Annotated in this window: 14 protein-coding genes; 8 read left to right on the forward strand and 6 right to left on the reverse strand. The window is 68.4% G+C overall.

Translation table 11 applies throughout. The annotated features are described in order from the left end of the window. Positions 1-37 precede the first annotated feature (37 nt). The 6 genes from gyrB to dnaA all read right to left on the reverse strand — a co-directional run bounded on the left by gyrB (position 38) and on the right by dnaA (position 9,150). On the reverse strand, positions 38-2,107 hold the full coding sequence (gene gyrB, locus ACF08N_RS12180; protein WP_392324507.1) for a DNA topoisomerase (ATP-hydrolyzing) subunit B: 2,070 nt from the start codon (positions 2,105-2,107) through the stop codon (positions 38-40). 375 nt (positions 2,108-2,482) lie between these two features. After that, positions 2,483-3,028: a DUF721 domain-containing protein gene (locus ACF08N_RS12185; protein WP_392324508.1), complete on the reverse strand. Its 546-nt coding sequence runs from the start codon at positions 3,026-3,028 to the stop codon at positions 2,483-2,485. Then, positions 3,025-4,173: a DNA replication/repair protein RecF gene (recF, locus tag ACF08N_RS12190; protein ID WP_392324509.1), complete on the reverse strand. Its 1,149-nt coding sequence runs from the start codon at positions 4,171-4,173 to the stop codon at positions 3,025-3,027. The genes ACF08N_RS12185 and recF overlap by 4 nt, the downstream gene beginning before the upstream one ends. Positions 4,174-4,230: 57 nt before the next feature. Then, entirely contained in the window at positions 4,231-5,109 is an 879-nt protein-coding gene (gnd, locus tag ACF08N_RS12195; protein ID WP_392324510.1) for a phosphogluconate dehydrogenase (NAD(+)-dependent, decarboxylating), read from the reverse strand. A gap of 201 nt (positions 5,110-5,310) precedes the next feature. Beyond that, positions 5,311-6,441, reverse strand: coding sequence for a DNA polymerase III subunit beta (dnaN, locus tag ACF08N_RS12200; protein ID WP_177149470.1), 1,131 nt, complete (start codon positions 6,439-6,441; stop codon positions 5,311-5,313). An 891-nt stretch (positions 6,442-7,332) separates the two neighbouring features. Beyond that, complete coding sequence (gene dnaA, locus ACF08N_RS12205; protein ID WP_392324511.1) at positions 7,333-9,150, reverse strand: chromosomal replication initiator protein DnaA; 1,818 nt, start codon at positions 9,148-9,150, stop codon at positions 7,333-7,335. Positions 9,151-9,510: 360 nt separating this feature from the next. On the opposite strand from dnaA, the gene rpmH reads away from it, so the two are divergent. The 8 genes from rpmH to ACF08N_RS12245 all read left to right on the forward strand — a co-directional run bounded on the left by rpmH (position 9,511) and on the right by ACF08N_RS12245 (position 15,462). Further along, a complete protein-coding gene (gene rpmH, locus ACF08N_RS12210; protein ID WP_018846094.1) occupies positions 9,511-9,648 on the forward strand; it encodes a 50S ribosomal protein L34 in 138 nt (45 codons plus the stop codon). An 18-nt stretch (positions 9,649-9,666) separates the two neighbouring features. Further along, positions 9,667-10,038: a ribonuclease P protein component gene (gene rnpA, locus ACF08N_RS12215; RefSeq protein WP_392324512.1), complete on the forward strand. Its 372-nt coding sequence runs from the start codon at positions 9,667-9,669 to the stop codon at positions 10,036-10,038. Further along, positions 10,035-10,394 (forward strand): membrane protein insertion efficiency factor YidD, encoded by a 360-nt coding sequence (yidD, locus tag ACF08N_RS12220; protein ID WP_392324513.1) that lies wholly within the window; start codon positions 10,035-10,037, stop codon positions 10,392-10,394. The genes rnpA and yidD overlap by 4 nt, the downstream gene beginning before the upstream one ends. A gap of 3 nt (positions 10,395-10,397) precedes the next feature. Then, entirely contained in the window at positions 10,398-11,684 is a 1,287-nt protein-coding gene (gene yidC / locus ACF08N_RS12225; protein ID WP_392324514.1) for a membrane protein insertase YidC, read from the forward strand. Between the two features lie 14 nt (positions 11,685-11,698). Beyond that, entirely contained in the window at positions 11,699-12,211 is a 513-nt protein-coding gene (locus ACF08N_RS12230; RefSeq protein ID WP_177149321.1) for a R3H domain-containing nucleic acid-binding protein, read from the forward strand. Between the two features lie 112 nt (positions 12,212-12,323). Further along, entirely contained in the window at positions 12,324-13,040 is a 717-nt protein-coding gene (gene rsmG / locus ACF08N_RS12235; RefSeq protein ID WP_392324515.1) for a 16S rRNA (guanine(527)-N(7))-methyltransferase RsmG, read from the forward strand. A 251-nt stretch (positions 13,041-13,291) separates the two neighbouring features. Beyond that, positions 13,292-14,365 carry a ParA family protein gene (locus tag ACF08N_RS12240; RefSeq protein ID WP_392324516.1) on the forward strand — a complete coding sequence of 358 codons (1,074 nt, stop codon included), beginning with the start codon at positions 13,292-13,294 and terminating at the stop codon, positions 14,363-14,365. Beyond that, entirely contained in the window at positions 14,362-15,462 is a 1,101-nt protein-coding gene (locus ACF08N_RS12245; protein ID WP_392324517.1) for a ParB/RepB/Spo0J family partition protein, read from the forward strand. Before ACF08N_RS12240 ends, ACF08N_RS12245 begins: the two co-directional genes overlap by 4 nt. Positions 15,463-15,738: the final 276 nt, after the last annotated feature.

Below are 15,738 nucleotides of genomic sequence, written 5' to 3' on the forward strand. Positions count from 1 at the left end.
CTTCAGTCCTTTCGTGCGGTACTCAGCTGAGACCGACTCAGATGTCGAGGAAGCGGACGTCCTTGGCGTTGCGCTGGATGAACGAGCGCCGTGCCTCGACGTCCTCGCCCATCAGCACCGAGAACAGGTCGTCCGCCTGCGCCGCGTCGTCCAGCGTGACCTGCCCGAGCACGCGGTGCTCCTGGTCCATGGTGGTGATGCGCAGCTCCTCGGCGTTCATCTCGCCGAGACCCTTGAAGCGCTGGATCGAGTCTTCCCGGATGCGCTTGCCGTTCTGCTTGCCGAGCTCCACCAGCGCGTCGCGCTCGCGGTCCGAGTACGCGTACTCGAAGTCGTCCCGACCCCACTTGATCTTGTACAGCGGCGGGCGGGACAGGAAAACGTGGCCGGCCTCGACCAGGGGCCGCATGAAGCGGAACAGGAAGGTCAGCAGCAGGGTGTTGATGTGCTGGCCGTCGACGTCGGCGTCCGCCATCAGGATGATCTTGTGATAGCGGAGCTTCTCGATGTCGAAGTCCTCGTGGACCCCGGTCCCGAAGGCCGAGATCAGCGCCTGGACCTCGGTGTTCTGGAGGATCTTGTCGATCCGCGCCTTCTCGACGTTCAGGATCTTGCCCCGGATCGGCAGGATCGCCTGGTACATCGGGTTGCGGCCGGACTTGGCCGAGCCGCCTGCGGAGTCACCCTCGACGATGAAGATCTCGCACTTGATGGGGTCGTTGGACTGGCAGTCGCTCAGCTTGCCCGGCAGCGACGCCGACTCCAGCAGGCCCTTGCGGCGGGTCAGGTCGCGCGCCTTGCGGGCCGCGACACGGGCGGTGGCCGCCTGGATCGACTTGCGGACGATGTCCGCGGCCTCGTTCGGGTTGCGGTCGAACCAGTCGGTCAGGTGCTCGTGGACGACCTTCTGCACGAAGGTCTTCGCCTCGGTGTTGCCCAGCTTGGTCTTGGTCTGGCCCTCGAACTGCGGCTCGCCGAGCTTGACCGAGATGATCGCCGTCAGACCCTCGCGGACGTCCTCGCCGGAGAGGTTGTCGTCCTTCTCGCGCAGCAGCTTCTTGTCGCGCGCGTACCGGTTGACCAGGCCCGTCAGAGCGGCCCGGAAGCCCTCCTCGTGGGTACCGCCCTCGTGCGTGTGGATCGTGTTCGCGAAGGAGTACACACCCTCGGTGTACTGCGAGTTCCACTGCATCGCGATCTCGACCGAGAGCATCCGCTCCTTGTCCTCGGCCTCGATGTCGATGACCGTGGGGTGGATCAGGTCGCCCTTGCGCGAGTTGAGGTACTTCACGAAGTCGACGATGCCGCCCTCGTAGTGGTACTTCACCGTGCGGGCCGGCGGCTCCTCGGCCGCCTCCGCGTCCGGGTCGTCGGCGCCGACGGTCGCCTTCGCGGACTCGCGCTCGTCCGTCAGCGACAGGGTGAGGCCCTTGTTGAGGAAGGCCATCTCCTGGAAGCGGCGCGACAGCGTCTCGAAGGAGTACTCGGTGGTCTCGAAGACGTCCGGGTCGGCCCAGAAGGTGACCGTGGTACCGGAGTCGGTGACCTCCTCGTGCTTGGCCAGCGGGGCCGTGGGCACGCCGAGCTTGTAGTCCTGCGTCCAGCGGTAGCCGTCGCGCTTGATCTCGACGGAGACCCGCGAGGACAGCGCGTTGACCACGGAGACGCCGACGCCGTGCAGACCGCCGGAGACCGCGTAACCGCCGCCGCCGAACTTGCCGCCCGCGTGCAGCACGGTGAGCACGACCTCGACGGCCGGCTTCTTCTCCACGGGGTGGATGTCCACCGGGATACCGCGGCCGTTGTCGACGACGCGTACGCCGCCGTCGGCCAGGATCGTGACCTCGATCGTGTCGGCGTGGCCGGCCATGGCCTCGTCGACCGAGTTGTCGACGACTTCCTGCACAAGGTGGTGGAGTCCACGCTCACCGGTCGAGCCGATGTACATGCCGGGGCGCTTGCGGACCGCGTCCAGACCCTCGAGGACGGTGATCGCGCTGGCGTCGTACGAGGCGGTGACCTCGCCGTTTCCACCGGCAGCAGTGGACGGAGTGTTCTCGTTGGGGTTGCCGGAATCGGCCACGAAGCGCCCTTTCTGGCACAGCACAAGCCGCTCTCCGTCACTGCGGGACCGGCTGCGTCGTTCGGCATCTAATCGACGTGTCCCGCGAGAGGCGCGGGATTGTGCACCAGTCTACCGGTACCGGCGACATGAATGGGGGTTTGCCGGTAGCTGAGTCCGCATGTGCCGCCCTGAACCGCCTCCGTCCGACTCCCCATATGTGGGAAGGGGCTCCAAGAGGCTCACACGGGCTTTGAGGGCTTCGGGCTGTCAACCTCCGGCTACCGTGAGGGATACCTCAGACGTACCGCCCGTTTCCCCCTGTCGCTCCTCCGTCGCCGGCCTTGTCCGCGGAGCCGCGCGCCCACGTTGTCGCGGAGTCGTACCCACGTTGTCGCCGAGCCGCTCCGCCGGCCGTGATCAGCCGTACGTGTCCCCCGGGCCCGTGCTGCCCGGGGCCCGCAACGGACCGAACCTGCGCTGCGGGCCGCCGGGGCCCAGCACCTTGATCACGCGGACCGTCCCGTGCCCCAGGTCCTCGTTCAGGCGCGCCACCAGGCGCGGAGCCAGCAGCCGCAGCTGCGTCGCCCACGCCGTCGAGTCGCACTGGACCGTCAGCACGCGCTCGTCGGGGTCCTCGTCGTAGCGCAGGGGTACGCAGTGCTTGGCCAGGTCCTCGCCGACGATCTGCGGCCAGCGGCCCATCACACCGCCCACGGCGGCCGGGGTCTCCCAGCCGCGCTCGGTGATCAGACGGTTGATCGCCGCACCCAGCGGCAGCGGGTCGCGGCCGTCCGCCCGCGCGCCCGAGCGCAGCCCGCCGCCGCGCCTGGCCTGCTTCTTCTGCTGCGCGGCCGCGCCTTTGGCCTTCGCCTGTTCCTTGGCCGCGCGCAGCGCGACGCGTGCCAGGTCGACGCCCGAGGACTCGGGAACCCTGGGCGCAGAGGGGGTCTGGTCCTCGGTCATATGCGCTCCACCTGCCCGTCGGCCACCGTGCACCGGGCGCCTGCCAGCACGTGCGGGACGTCGTCGTCGACCGCGGCCGTCACCAGCACCTGTTCGCCGGGGGCCACCAGTTCGGCGAGGCGCTCCCTGCGGCGCGCGTCCAGCTCGGCGAACACGTCGTCCAGGACGAGCACCGGCTCGTTGCCCTCGGCACGCAGCAGATCGTAGGAGGCCAGCCGCAGCGCCAGCGCGTACGACCAGGACTCGCCGTGGCTGGCGTACCCCTTCGCCGGGAGCTGTCCCAGCTTGAGCACAAGGTCGTCGCGGTGCGGGCCGACCAGGGTCACGCCCCGCTCGATCTCCTGCTTGCGGACCTCGGCCAGCGCGCCCATCAGCTGCTCGTACAGCTCCTCGCGCGTCACGGGACCGGCGTGCTCGGGACCGGCGGGACCGGCGGGACCGGAGGAGGAACGGTACTCCAGGGCGATCGGGCCGCCGCCCGGCGCGAGTGCCTCGTACGCCTTGTCCGCCAGGGGCTGCAGGGCGGTGATCAGGTCGAGCCGTCTGGCCAGCACCTCGGCACCGGCCCGCGCCAGGTGCTGGTCCCATACGTCGAGCGTGGACATGTCCATGGAACGGCCGCCGTGCCGTCGCGCCATCGCGGCCGACTTGAGGAGGGTGTTGCGCTGCTTGAGCACCCGGTCGTAGTCCGAGCGGACCCCGGCCATGCGGGGCGAGCGCGCCGTGACCAGCTCGTCGAGGAAGCGCCGGCGCTCACCGGGATCGCCCTTGACCAGCGCCAGGTCCTCCGGCGCGAACAGCACCGTGCGCACGATGCCGAGCACGTCACGGGGCCTGACCTGCGAGGACCTGTTGATGCGGGCCCGGTTGGCCTTGCCGGGGTTGATTTCGAGCTCGACCAGCTGGGAGCGCTCGCCCTGGGTGACGGCCGCGCGGATCACGGCCCGGTCGGCCCCCATCCGCACCAGCGGCGCGTCCGAGGACACCCGGTGGCTGGACAGCGTCGCCAGATAGCCGACGGCCTCGACGAGATTGGTCTTGCCCTGGCCGTTGGCCCCCACGAAGGCGGTGACGCCCGGATCGAGAGGGACCTCGACCCGGACGTACGAGCGGAAGTCGGCCAGCGACAGATGCGTGACGTGCATGGTGTGGCGCCGACCTTCCCCCGGCGTGGCTGTGCACCGCGGTGCACAGCCTGTGGATTACTTCTTGCTCTCCACCGCGTGGCCGCCGAACTGGTTGCGCAGCGCGGCGATCATCTTCATCTGCGGGGAGTCGTCCTGGCGGGACGCGAACCGGGCGAACAGCGACGCGGTGATCGCCGGCAGCGGCACGGCGTTGTCGATCGCGGCCTCGACGGTCCAGCGGCCCTCGCCCGAGTCCTGCGCGAAGCCGCGCAGGCCCTCGAGGTGCTCGTCCTCGTCCAGGGCGTTGACCGCGAGGTCGAGCAGCCACGAACGGATGACCGTGCCCTCCTGCCAGGAGCGGAAGACCTCGCGCACATCGGTGACGGAGTCGACCTTCTCCAGCAGCTCCCAGCCCTCGGCGTACGCCTGCATCATGGCGTACTCGATGCCGTTGTGGACCATCTTGGCGAAGTGGCCGGCGCCGACCTTGCCCGCGTGGACCGAGCCGAACTCGCCCTCGGGCTTGAGCGCGTCGAAGATCGGCTGGACCTTCGCCACGTGCTCGGCGTCGCCGCCGTACATCAGCGCGTAGCCGTTCTCCAGGCCCCAGACACCGCCGGAGACGCCGCAGTCGACGAAGCCGATGCCCTTGATGCCGAGCTCGACGGCGTGCTTCTCGTCGTCGGTCCAGCGGGAGTTGCCGCCGTCGACGACGATGTCGCCGGGGGACAGCAGCTCCGCCAGCTCGTCGATCGTGGACTGGGTCGCGGCACCCGCCGGGACCATGACCCACACGACACGCGGGCCCTTGAGCTTGCCCACAAGCTCCTCAAGGCTGTGGACATCCGCGAGGTCCGGGTTGCGGTCGTAGCCGATGACGGTGTGGCCTGCGCGGCGAATGCGCTCGCGCATGTTGCCGCCCATCTTGCCGAGGCCGACGAGACCGAGCTCCATCAGAGATTCCTCAATCGTTGTGTGCCGTTTCCTACCCGGGTCCGAGACTACGCCCGCACCCGGGTGCACACCTGTGGGGTCAGGCGCTCAGAAGCCCGCTGATCAGCCGCTCAGGCGCAGCCCGCCTCGGCGTCGTCCCGAGGCGCTCCAGGGGACGACGGACGTCGGCCGAGGTCATCCTGCTCAGCGCACCCTCAGGCCTCAGCCGCTCAGGCGCACCGGCATGATCAGGTACTTGTACGCCTCGTCCGCCTCCGCGTCCACGGCCGGCTTGCCGCTCAGCAGCGCGGGCTTGGTGGAGGTGGTGAAGGACAGCTGGGCGACCGGCGAGTCGATCGCGCTCAGGCCGTCGAGCAGGAAGGTCGGGTTGAACGCGATCGAGATGTCGTCGCCCTCCAGCTGCGCGTCCACACGCTCCACAGCCTGTGCGTCGTCGCTGGAGCCGGCCTCCAGGATCAGCACACCCTGCTCGAAGCTGAGGCGCACCGGGGTGTTCCGCTCGGCGACCAGGGCGACGCGCTTGACGGCCTCGACGAACGGCGCGGTCTCGATGACGGCCACCGAGTTGAACTCGGTCGGGAACAGGGTGCGGTACTTCGGCAGGTCGCCTTCGAGCAGACGGGTCGTGGTCCGCCGCCCGGCGCCCTCGAAACCGATCAGTCCCTCACCTGCGCCGGAGCCGGACAGCGCCAGGGTGACCGTGTCACCGCTGGTCAGCGCCTTGGCGGTGTCGAGCAGCGTCTTGGCGGGCACCAGGGCGACCGCGGAGGCGTCCGGGCTCTCGGGCTTCCACAGGAACTCGCGGACCGCGAAGCGGTAGCGGTCGGTGGAGGCCAGCGTGACGGTGTCGCCCTCGATCTCGATCCGCACACCGGTCAGGACGGGAAGGGTGTCGTCGCGTCCGGCGGCGATGGCGACCTGGGCGGCGGCGGAGGCGAAGACCTCACCGGGCACGGTGCCGGTCGCGGTCGGCATCTGCGGGAGTGCCGGGTACTCCTCCACAGGCAGGGTGTGGAGGGTGAACCGGGAGGATCCGCAGACCACGGTCGCCCGTACACCGTCTGTGGAAATCTCCACCGGACGGTTGGGCAGCGCGCGGCAGATGTCGGCGAGCAGACGGCCGGAGACGAGGACGGTGCCGTCCTCGTCGATCTCCGCTTCCACCGAGACACGGGCCGATACCTCGTAGTCGAAGCTGGAGAAGCTGAGGGCGCCGTCCTCGGCCTTCAGAAGAAGGCCTGCGAGCACGGGCGCCGGCGGACGGGCCGGGAGGCTCCGGGCCACCCAGGCCACCGCCTCCGCGAGTACATCGCGCTCCACCCGGATCTTCACCGGAACCGCCTCCTGCTGTTGCTGGCTCGCCCTGCTGGCCTTCGTCGTCGGCTTGATGCCGGAGACCAGTCTGACGCACAGCACCGACAGCTGGTGCGGGTCGGGGTCAAGTCGCGCCAAGAGGCACCAGGCGCTCCGGGCTCGAGTTGTGCACAGCCCCGTCTTCCAAGCGAATTTCCCGGTAACTCTGAGTGGGAGTAGTAGTAGGGCCTGTGGAAACCGTGGATAACGCCTTCTGCGCAGGTCAGGGCCGGTTTTTTGTCCACCGTGCCTGTGGGCGGGATCCGTGGACAACCGGGTGCTTCTGTGGACACAGGAAAGTTCTGCACACCCGATGCACAGCCCACAGGGACTTCTCCCCAGTGCCGTCCCCAGCTTTACCCACGTTCCCCACAGGCCAACCGACCCCCTTGGTGTGACGGCTTTCACTCGACCCGGTGAGCGGGGGTGTTGCGTTGCCGAACAGTGGACAGGGGTGGGGAAAAGCTGTGGGCAACGGAGTCCTGCCTGTGGGCGGGCGGTGGACAACGTGGATCAAGGTCTGTGGACGGTTCGGCCGTCCACAGACTGTGGAGAGCGTCCGGCCACAAATCCACACCCGGCTGACCTGGCTGGACCGTGTCCTCACAGGCTTCCCTGTGGACCGTATCTGGACAACTTTCCTGTCCTCAGGCTGTGGACGGAAGATCGTCCCCATCGCTGTGGAGAACGGCAGCAGGCCGCCACGTATTCGAACACGACCGTGCCGCGGCGGGCGGCCGGCAGCCTTCCGGAAGGCCGTCCGCGGCCTCTCCAGACCACCGCGGACGCCCGAAAAGGCCGCCGAGACGACGAAAGGCGCCCCGGGATCTCCTCCCGTGGGCGCCTTCGCGGGCCGTGCCGGCGGCTGGGTCAGCCGTTCTTGATGCGGTTGGTGAGCTCGGTGACCTGGTTGTAGATCGACCGCCGCTCCGCCATGAGTGCGCGGATCTTGCGGTCCGCGTGCATCACGGTCGTGTGGTCGCGCCCGCCGAACTGCGCGCCGATCTTCGGCAGCGACAGATCCGTGAGCTCCCTGCACAGGTACATCGCGATCTGGCGCGCCGTCACCAGCACGCGGCTGCGCGAGGATCCGCACAGATCCTCGACCGTGAGACCGAAGTAGTCGGCCGTGGCCGCCATGATCGCCGCGGCGGTGATCTCGGGAGCGGCGTCCTCGCCGCCGGGGATCAGGTCCTTGAGCACGATCTCGGTGAGACCGAGGTCCACCGGCTGGCGGTTGAGGGAGGCGAACGCCGTGACCCGGATCAGCGCGCCCTCGAGCTCCCGGATGTTCCGGGAGATGCGGGACGCGATGAACTCCAGTACCTCCGGCGGGGCGTTGAGCTGCTCCTGCACGGCCTTCTTGCGAAGGATCGCGATACGCGTCTCCAGCTCGGGCGGCTGCACGTCGGTGGTCAGACCCCACTCGAAGCGGTTCCGCAGCCGGTCCTCCAGGGTCATCAGCTGCTTGGGCGGCCGGTCCGAGGACAGCACGATCTGCTTGTTGGCGTTGTGGAGGGTGTTGAAGGTGTGGAAGAACTCCTCCTGCGTCGACTCCTTGCTCGCAAGGAACTGGATGTCGTCGACCAGGAGGATGTCCACGTCGCGGTAGCGCTTGCGGAACGTGTCGCCCTTGCCGTCGCGGATCGAGTTGATGAACTCGTTGGTGAACTCCTCGGAGCTCACGTACCGCACGCGGGTGCCCGGGTAGAGGCTGCGCGCGTAGTGCCCGATCGCGTGCAGCAGGTGCGTCTTGCCGAGGCCCGACTCCCCATAGATGAACAGCGGGTTGTACGCCTTGGCCGGCGCCTCGGCGACCGCGACGGCGGCGGCGTGCGCGAAGCGGTTGGACGCGCCGATGACGAACGTGTCGAAGAGGTACTTGGGGTTCAGGCGGGCGTGCGGTTCGCCCGGGCCGGGCGCCGGTGCGGGCTTGGCCCCGAGCGGTCCCGGAGCGCCCGACGGACCCGTGGGGCCGCCGCGGTGCGGGGCCTGCGGCTCGGGCAGCCGGCGATCGGAACGCGGGTCGTACTGCTGGCGCTCCGGCGGCTGCCGGTAGTCGTGCTGGGGCCGGCCGGTCGGGCCGGAGGCGTACGGGTCGCGCTCCTGGAAGCCGCCGAGGCGCGGCTGTTGCCAGGACAGGTCCTCCTGGGTGCGCGGCCAGGCGCCGGGCTCCGGGCGCTGCTGCTGGTACTCGGGGTACGACGGGCGCACGTCCGGCAGGCCGTCGTCAGCCGAAGGGCGGTGGCCGTAGCCGCCGTCGTAGGGGTCGCTCTGGCGCCCGGTCTCGTACGCGTCGCCGCCCCGGCGTGATCCGTCGTACGCGTCGTTCTGGCGGGGCTCGTCGTGCTGAGGCCCCTGGTACCGCGGCTGCTGCTGGTGCGCCGGCGGTGCCTGAGGAGCCGGCGGCTCGCCCACGGAGTCGTCGACGGTGATCGCGATCCGGATCGGGCGGCCGCACTCACGGCTCAGGGTTTCGCTGATCAGCGGGGCGAGCCGGCCCTCGAGCACTCGCTTGCCCCACTCATTGGGGACGGCGAGGAGCGCGGTGTCGGCGACGAGTGCGAGGGGCTGGCAGCGTTCGATCCACTGCTTGTCCTTGGGCTCGACGCCCTGCTGGCCCTCGTCGAGGAGCTGCTCCAGCACTCGTGGCCACACTGCGGCAAGATCGGCAGGTACGTCAGCCACAAAGCACGCTCTCTCACAGGTCCCACGAATGTGTGGTTCTCGGGACGGGATGGGAAGACAGGCAGGAAAAGAATCCGAGTTCAGCCACGGTAGTCAGGCCGGGCCATGCGGTTCAAGTTGTTGTCCACAGCCTGTGTACAGCGGGGAGCGCCATCGGCCTGGTTTGACCGGATGGCGTAGCCGCGCGTACCGTAACCAGGTCGAGTTGTCGATGGCTGCTGCCGCCTGCCTCCGATGGGCAAAGATCACGGTCTGTGATTGTGAAGCGGTGCACTCGGGCGTAATCGCGAGCTACTCGTGGGCGCACGGTGACAGCCAGGCGATGTCCCGCCACCAACGAATCATTTCTGGAGCCCCCGAGTGAGCAAGCGCACCTTCCAGCCGAACAACCGTCGTCGTGCGAAGACCCACGGTTTCCGCCTGCGCATGCGTACCCGTGCCGGTCGCGCCATCCTGGCGAACCGTCGCAGCAAGGGTCGCGCCAACCTGTCCGCCTGATCGCGTACAGGTCGTGACGTGCTGCCTACCGAGAATCGGCTGAGGCGGCGCGAGGACTTCGCGACTGCGGTACGCCGAGGACGCCGGGCCGGGCGCCCGCTCCTCGTCGTCCATCTACGCAGCGGTGCAACGGACCCGCACGCGCCTGGGGAGAGCGCTCCCCCGACGTGTGCGGGTTTCGTCGTGAGCAAGGCCGTGGGCGGTGCTGTCGTACGCAACAAGGTCAAGCGGAGACTGCGTCACCTCATGCGCGATCGGCTGTCCGAGCTGCCCCCCGGTAGCCTGGTGGTCGTACGGGCGCTGCCCGGTGCGGGCGACGCCGACCATGCACAGCTGGCCCGAGACCTGGACGCCGCTCTGCAGCGGCTGCTGGGAGGGGGCGCGCGATGAAGTACCCACTGCTGGCATTGATCAAGATCTATCAGTGGACGATCAGCCCGCTGCTGGGACCTGTCTGCCGGTACTACCCGTCGTGTTCCCACTATGGATTTACGGCCATCGACCGGCACGGTGCGCTGAAGGGCACGGTCCTGACCGCCTGGCGGATCCTGCGGTGCAACCCGTGGTCGCCGGGCGGTGTGGATCATGTGCCCCCGCGCAAGCGCCCACGGTGGCACGAAATGCTGCGCGATGCCCTGCGCGGCAGCAAGGGCGGGCACTCCGCCGCTGATGTGCCTGCCCCGGGGTCGGCCCCCGGAACCCCGAGCCCGGCCGCAGAGACCTCGCCCAATGCTCAAGGAGCCTGATTAGTGGACACGATTGCCAGTCTCTTCAGTTTTATCACCACACCTGTCTCGTGGATCATCGTCCAGTTCCACAAGCTCTACGGGGCGATCTTCGGCCCGGACACGGGCTGGGCCTGGGGACTGTCCATCGTGTCGCTGGTGATCCTCATCCGGATCTGCCTGATCCCGCTCTTCGTGAAGCAGATCAAGTCGACCCGGAACATGCAGGCGCTCCAGCCGAAGATGAAGGCGATCCAGGAGCGCTACAAGAGCGACCGGCAGCGTCAGTCCGAAGAGATGATGAAGCTGTACAAGGAGACGGGGACCAACCCCCTCTCCTCGTGCCTGCCCATCCTCGCGCAGTCGCCGTTCTTCTTCGCGCTGTACCACGTGCTCAGCAAGATCGCCTCGGGCGACGAGATCGGTGTTCTCAACCAGAACCTCGTGAACAGCGCGCGTGAGGCGCACATCTTCGGCGCTCCGATCGCCGCGAAGTTCATGGACGACCCGAGCAAGGTCGAGGCGCTCAACGCCTCCCTGACGGACGTCCGCATCGTCACCGCGATCATGATCATCCTGATGTCGGCGTCGCAGTTCTACACGCAGCGCCAGCTGATGCAGAAGAACGTCGACCTGACGGTCAAGACGCCGTACATGCAGCAGCAGAAGATGCTCATGTACATCTTCCCGGTGATCTTCGCCGTCATGGGCATCAACTTCCCGGTCGGTGTCCTCGTCTACTGGCTGACCACCAACGTGTGGACCATGGGCCAGCAGATGTACGTCATCAACCAGAACCCGACGCCCGGCAGCAAGGCCCAGGACCACTACCTGCAGCGCCTGCTCAAGAGCGTCGTCGCGCACGGCGAGGTCCGCTCGCGCCGCAAGCGCACCGTCGTCCAGGCGATCGTGGCCAAGGGAACGGACCGCAACGACAACGAGCGCCGGTTCATCACCGGGCTGGCCAAGGCCGGCCTGGCCGCCCAGGCGGACGGCACCGTGAGCAAGAGCGAGACGGCAGTGGCCGAGGCCGAGGGTGGCAGCGCCGCCCAGCGGCGCCAGCAGCCCAAGCGGCAGTCCAAGGCGCGGCGTCAGTCCGCCGTCGGCACCGCGGGTGCGGCCAAGGGCGACGAAGGCCCGGCCGACTCCGTCTCCAAGACGTCGCTGCAGAAGGATGAAGCCGCCGAGGGCACCAAGCCCAAGGCCGGTGGTGGCAAGCCCACCGGATCCCGCCAGGCCAAGCCCGGACAGGCCAAGTCCGGGCAGCGCAAGGGCCAGCAGCGCCCCAAGCACCCGTCGTCCAAGAAGTAAGAAGGAGTCCATCCGTGACGGAAGGCACCATCTCCGCCGCCGCCGAGGGTGGCGACACCCTGACCCGCCTCGAGCAGGAAGGGGAGATCGCGGCTGACTACCTCGAGGGTCTGCTCGACATCGCCGACCTCGACGGCGACATCGACATGGACGTCGAGGCGGACCGCGCCGCGGTCTCGATCATCAGTGACGCCGGCAGCCGGGACCTGCAGAAGCTCGTGGGCCGGGACGGCGAGGTCCTTGAGGCCCTCCAGGAGCTGACGCGCCTGGCCGTGCACCGCGAGACCGGTGACCGCAGCCGTCTCATGCTCGACATCGCCGGATTCCGGGCGAAGAAGCGCACCGAGCTGGCCGAGCTCGGCGCCAAGGCGGCCAACGAGGTCAAGACCACCGGCCAGCCGGTGAAGCTCGACCCCATGACGCCGTTCGAGCGCAAGGTCGTCCACGACGCGGTCGCCGCAGCCGGCCTGCGCAGCGAGTCCGAGGGCGAGGAGCCCCAGCGCTTCGTCGTCGTACTCCCTGCCTGACCTACGTGTTCTGTCGGCCCCGTCTGTTTCGCAGGCGGGGCCGATCTTTGTCAGCCTGATAGTTCAGCCACCACAGCCCTGTGCGGCAGTGCGGTACGGAAGGACGGTTCCCGTGACGGAGGCAGCGGAGCTTCCCCAGGCGCCCGAGGCGGCGCGGACGGTGTTCGGAGAGTTTTTTCCGGAGGCCGTGCGGTATGCGGAGCTGCTCGCGGATGCGGGGGTCAAGCGCGGCCTCATCGGTCCTCGCGAGGTTCCCCGGTTGTGGGAGCGTCACTTGCTGAACTGCGCTGTGCTCTCCGAGGTCGTCCCGGAGGGAGTGACGGTGTGCGACGTCGGGTCGGGCGCCGGGCTCCCCGGCATTCCCCTTGCCCTGGTCCGGCCGGACCTCAAGATCACCCTGCTCGAACCTTTGCTGCGGCGGACGAACTTTCTGCAGGAAGTCGTCGAGCTGCTGGGCCTCGACCATGTGACCGTGATCCGGGGCAGGGCGGAGGAGGTATTCGGCAAGGTACCTCCGGTGCATGTGGTGACCGCACGAGCCGTGGCGCCGCTGGACCGGCTGGCCGGCTGGGGAGTTCCTCTGCTTCGTCCTTACGGTGAGATGCTCGCGCTCAAGGGCGACACCGCCGAGGAGGAGATCCAGAGCGCCCGCGCCGCCCTGAGCAAGCTCGGAGTGGTGGAGACGTCAGTCCTCCATGTCGGCGAAGGAATCGTGGATCCGTTGTCCACGGTCGTGCGCGTCGAGGTGGGTGAGAGCCCGGGCGGTGTGAGGTTCGCCGCGAAGCGTGCGAAGGCCGCCAGGACGAGCCGTACGCGTCGTCGTCGCTGACTCTCTCGGCGCCGCTGAGCCATACAAGCTTCCATACGTACGCATTTCGGAGTGTCGTCCTGGTTCGGTGATGCGGCGCATGCATCGTGTTTCACGTGAAACGTCGCTCACTGCTGCAGGGAATCATCAGCCGCGGCCGTGCGGCCGCTCCGATGAGGGGTCGCAAGCCCCTCGTGCGGGCTACCGAGTTGTCCACAGAGGTGGATTCCTCCACAGAACCACGGGCCTCGCTGGTTCACGACCCCGAAAGCATGGCAGGCTCTCCTCATCGCGAGCCTGAAGTCGAGGAGAGTGAATCCTTGCGGTCCGACGCCAACATCGCGGGACCGATGACCGATCCGGTCCCCGGTCCCCGTACCGAGTCCCCGGGGGAGGATGTTTCACGTGAAACACCTCCCCCCATGGACGACACCCCCATTGGCCGTGCTGCTCAGCTGGCTGTGGAGGCGCTGGGGCGTGCCGGTGAGGGCCTGCCCCGACCTGAGCAGACACGCGTCATGGTTGTCGCCAACCAGAAGGGCGGCGTAGGGAAGACCACCACCACGGTCAACCTGGCCGCCTCGCTCGCCCTACACGGTGCGCGCGTTCTGGTGGTGGACCTCGATCCCCAGGGCAACGCCTCCACGGCGCTGGGGATCGATCACCATGCGGAAGTTCCCTCGATCTATGACGTCCTGGTGGAGAGCAAGCCCCTCGCCGAGGTGGTCCAGCCCGTCCCCGACGTCGAAGGACTCTTCTGCGCTCCCGCCACCATCGATCTCGCCGGTGCGGAGATCGAACTGGTGTCGCTGGTGGCGCGGGAGAGCAGACTTCAGCGCGCCATCCAGGCGTACGAGCAGCCGCTTGACTACATCCTGATCGACTGCCCGCCCTCGCTCGGCCTGCTGACCGTCAACGCACTCGTCGCGGGTGCGGAGGTCCTCATCCCCATCCAGTGCGAGTACTACGCGCTGGAGGGACTGGGCCAGCTGCTGCGGAACGTCGATCTGGTGCGAGGGCACCTGAACCCCTCGCTCCATGTCTCGACGATCCTGCTCACCATGTACGACGGCCGGACGCGGCTCGCCTCACAGGTGGCGGACGAGGTGCGCAGCCACTTCGGGGACGAGGTCCTGCGGACGAGCATTCCCCGGTCGGTGCGCATCTCGGAGGCCCCGAGCTACGGGCAGACGGTCCTCACCTACGATCCGGGTTCCAGCGGAGCCCTGTCGTACCTCGAAGCGGCCCGTGAGATCGCGCTCCGTGGCGTGGGGCTCCACTACGACCCGCAGCAGGCGCACGCGGTTCAGAACAATCAGCAGAATGTGTCGGAGGGGATCCAGTGAGCGAGCGACGTAGAGGATTGGGGCGTGGGCTCGGTGCGCTGATCCCCGCGGCTCCCCAGGAGCAGCAGGTACCCCCGTCGTCGGGTGCCGCGTCCTCTCCGGCGGCGGTTCCGGTGCTGACCGCGGACCGTGGGGTGGCGGCGGCCAAGGTCGCCACGCTCCCCGCGGCCGCGACCTCTCCGGACGCTGTCGCTTCCGCTGTGGATCTCGACGCCGCACCGCGGCCGAGCGAGCCGGCGGGAGCGCACTTCGCGGAGGTGGCGCTCGGTGCGATCACGCCCAATCCGCGACAGCCGCGTGAGGTCTTCGACGAGGACGCTCTCGCCGAGCTGGTCACCTCCATCAAGGAGGTGGGTCTGCTCCAGCCCGTCGTGGTACGTCAGTTGGGGCCGGACCGCTACGAGCTCATCATGGGCGAGCGCCGCTGGCGGGCCTGTCGCGAGGTCGGCCTGGAGCGGATTCCCGCCATCGTCCGGCACACCGAGGACGAGAAGCTTCTGCTGGACGCCCTGCTGGAGAATCTCCACCGAGCCCAGCTGAACCCGCTGGAAGAGGCGGCTGCGTACGACCAGCTGCTCAAGGACTTCAACTGCACCCATGACCAGTTGGCCGACCGCATCGGGCGTTCGCGTCCGCAGGTCTCCAACACGCTGCGTCTTCTCAAGCTTTCCCCGTCCGTACAGCGCAGAGTCGCTGCCGGAGTTCTCTCCGCGGGCCACGCGCGTGCGCTGCTCTCCGTCGACGACTCGGAGGAGCAGGACAGGCTGGCCCATCGCATTGTGGCCGAGGGCTTGTCGGTGCGGGCGGTCGAGGAGATCGTCACTCTGCTCAACTCGGAGCCCAAGAGCACGCCCAAGCCGAAGGGGCCCCGGGCGGGCACCCGGCTGTCCCCGGCGCTCAGCGATCTCGCCTCCCGGCTCTCGGACCGATTCGAGACGCGGGTGAAGGTCGATCTCGGGCAGAAGAAGGGAAAGATCGTCGTCGAGTTCGCGTCGATAGACGATCTGGAGAGGATCCTCGGCACCCTGGCCCCCGGTGAGGGTCGCGTCCTGGAGAAGGGGCTCGGCGAGGAGCCCGCCGAGGACGAGGACGTCTGAGGCCGTCGGTCGCCACTGTTGTCAGGGGCGGGTCGTCTTCCGTTTCACGGGACACGACCCGCCCTTTGCCGTCGTGCGGTATCCGTGTCGGGGCTGGGTGGATACGATGCGTTCTGGTATGACGCATCCACCTTGAGCCATCTCAGAGGGAGGGCGGGGGCCATGCGAGCGGTGAGCCGCAGCCAACTGGTGACAGCAGGCCTGGGACTTGGGGCAGTAGGCGGGTTCGTCAGCAGCCTGCTTCGGGAGAGGAGCGCGCTGGCGGCCGCGCGGAGC

The sequence above is a fragment of the Streptomyces sp. NPDC015127 genome (genome assembly GCF_043080095.1).
Classification (GTDB): Bacteria; Actinomycetota; Actinomycetes; order Streptomycetales; family Streptomycetaceae; genus Streptomyces.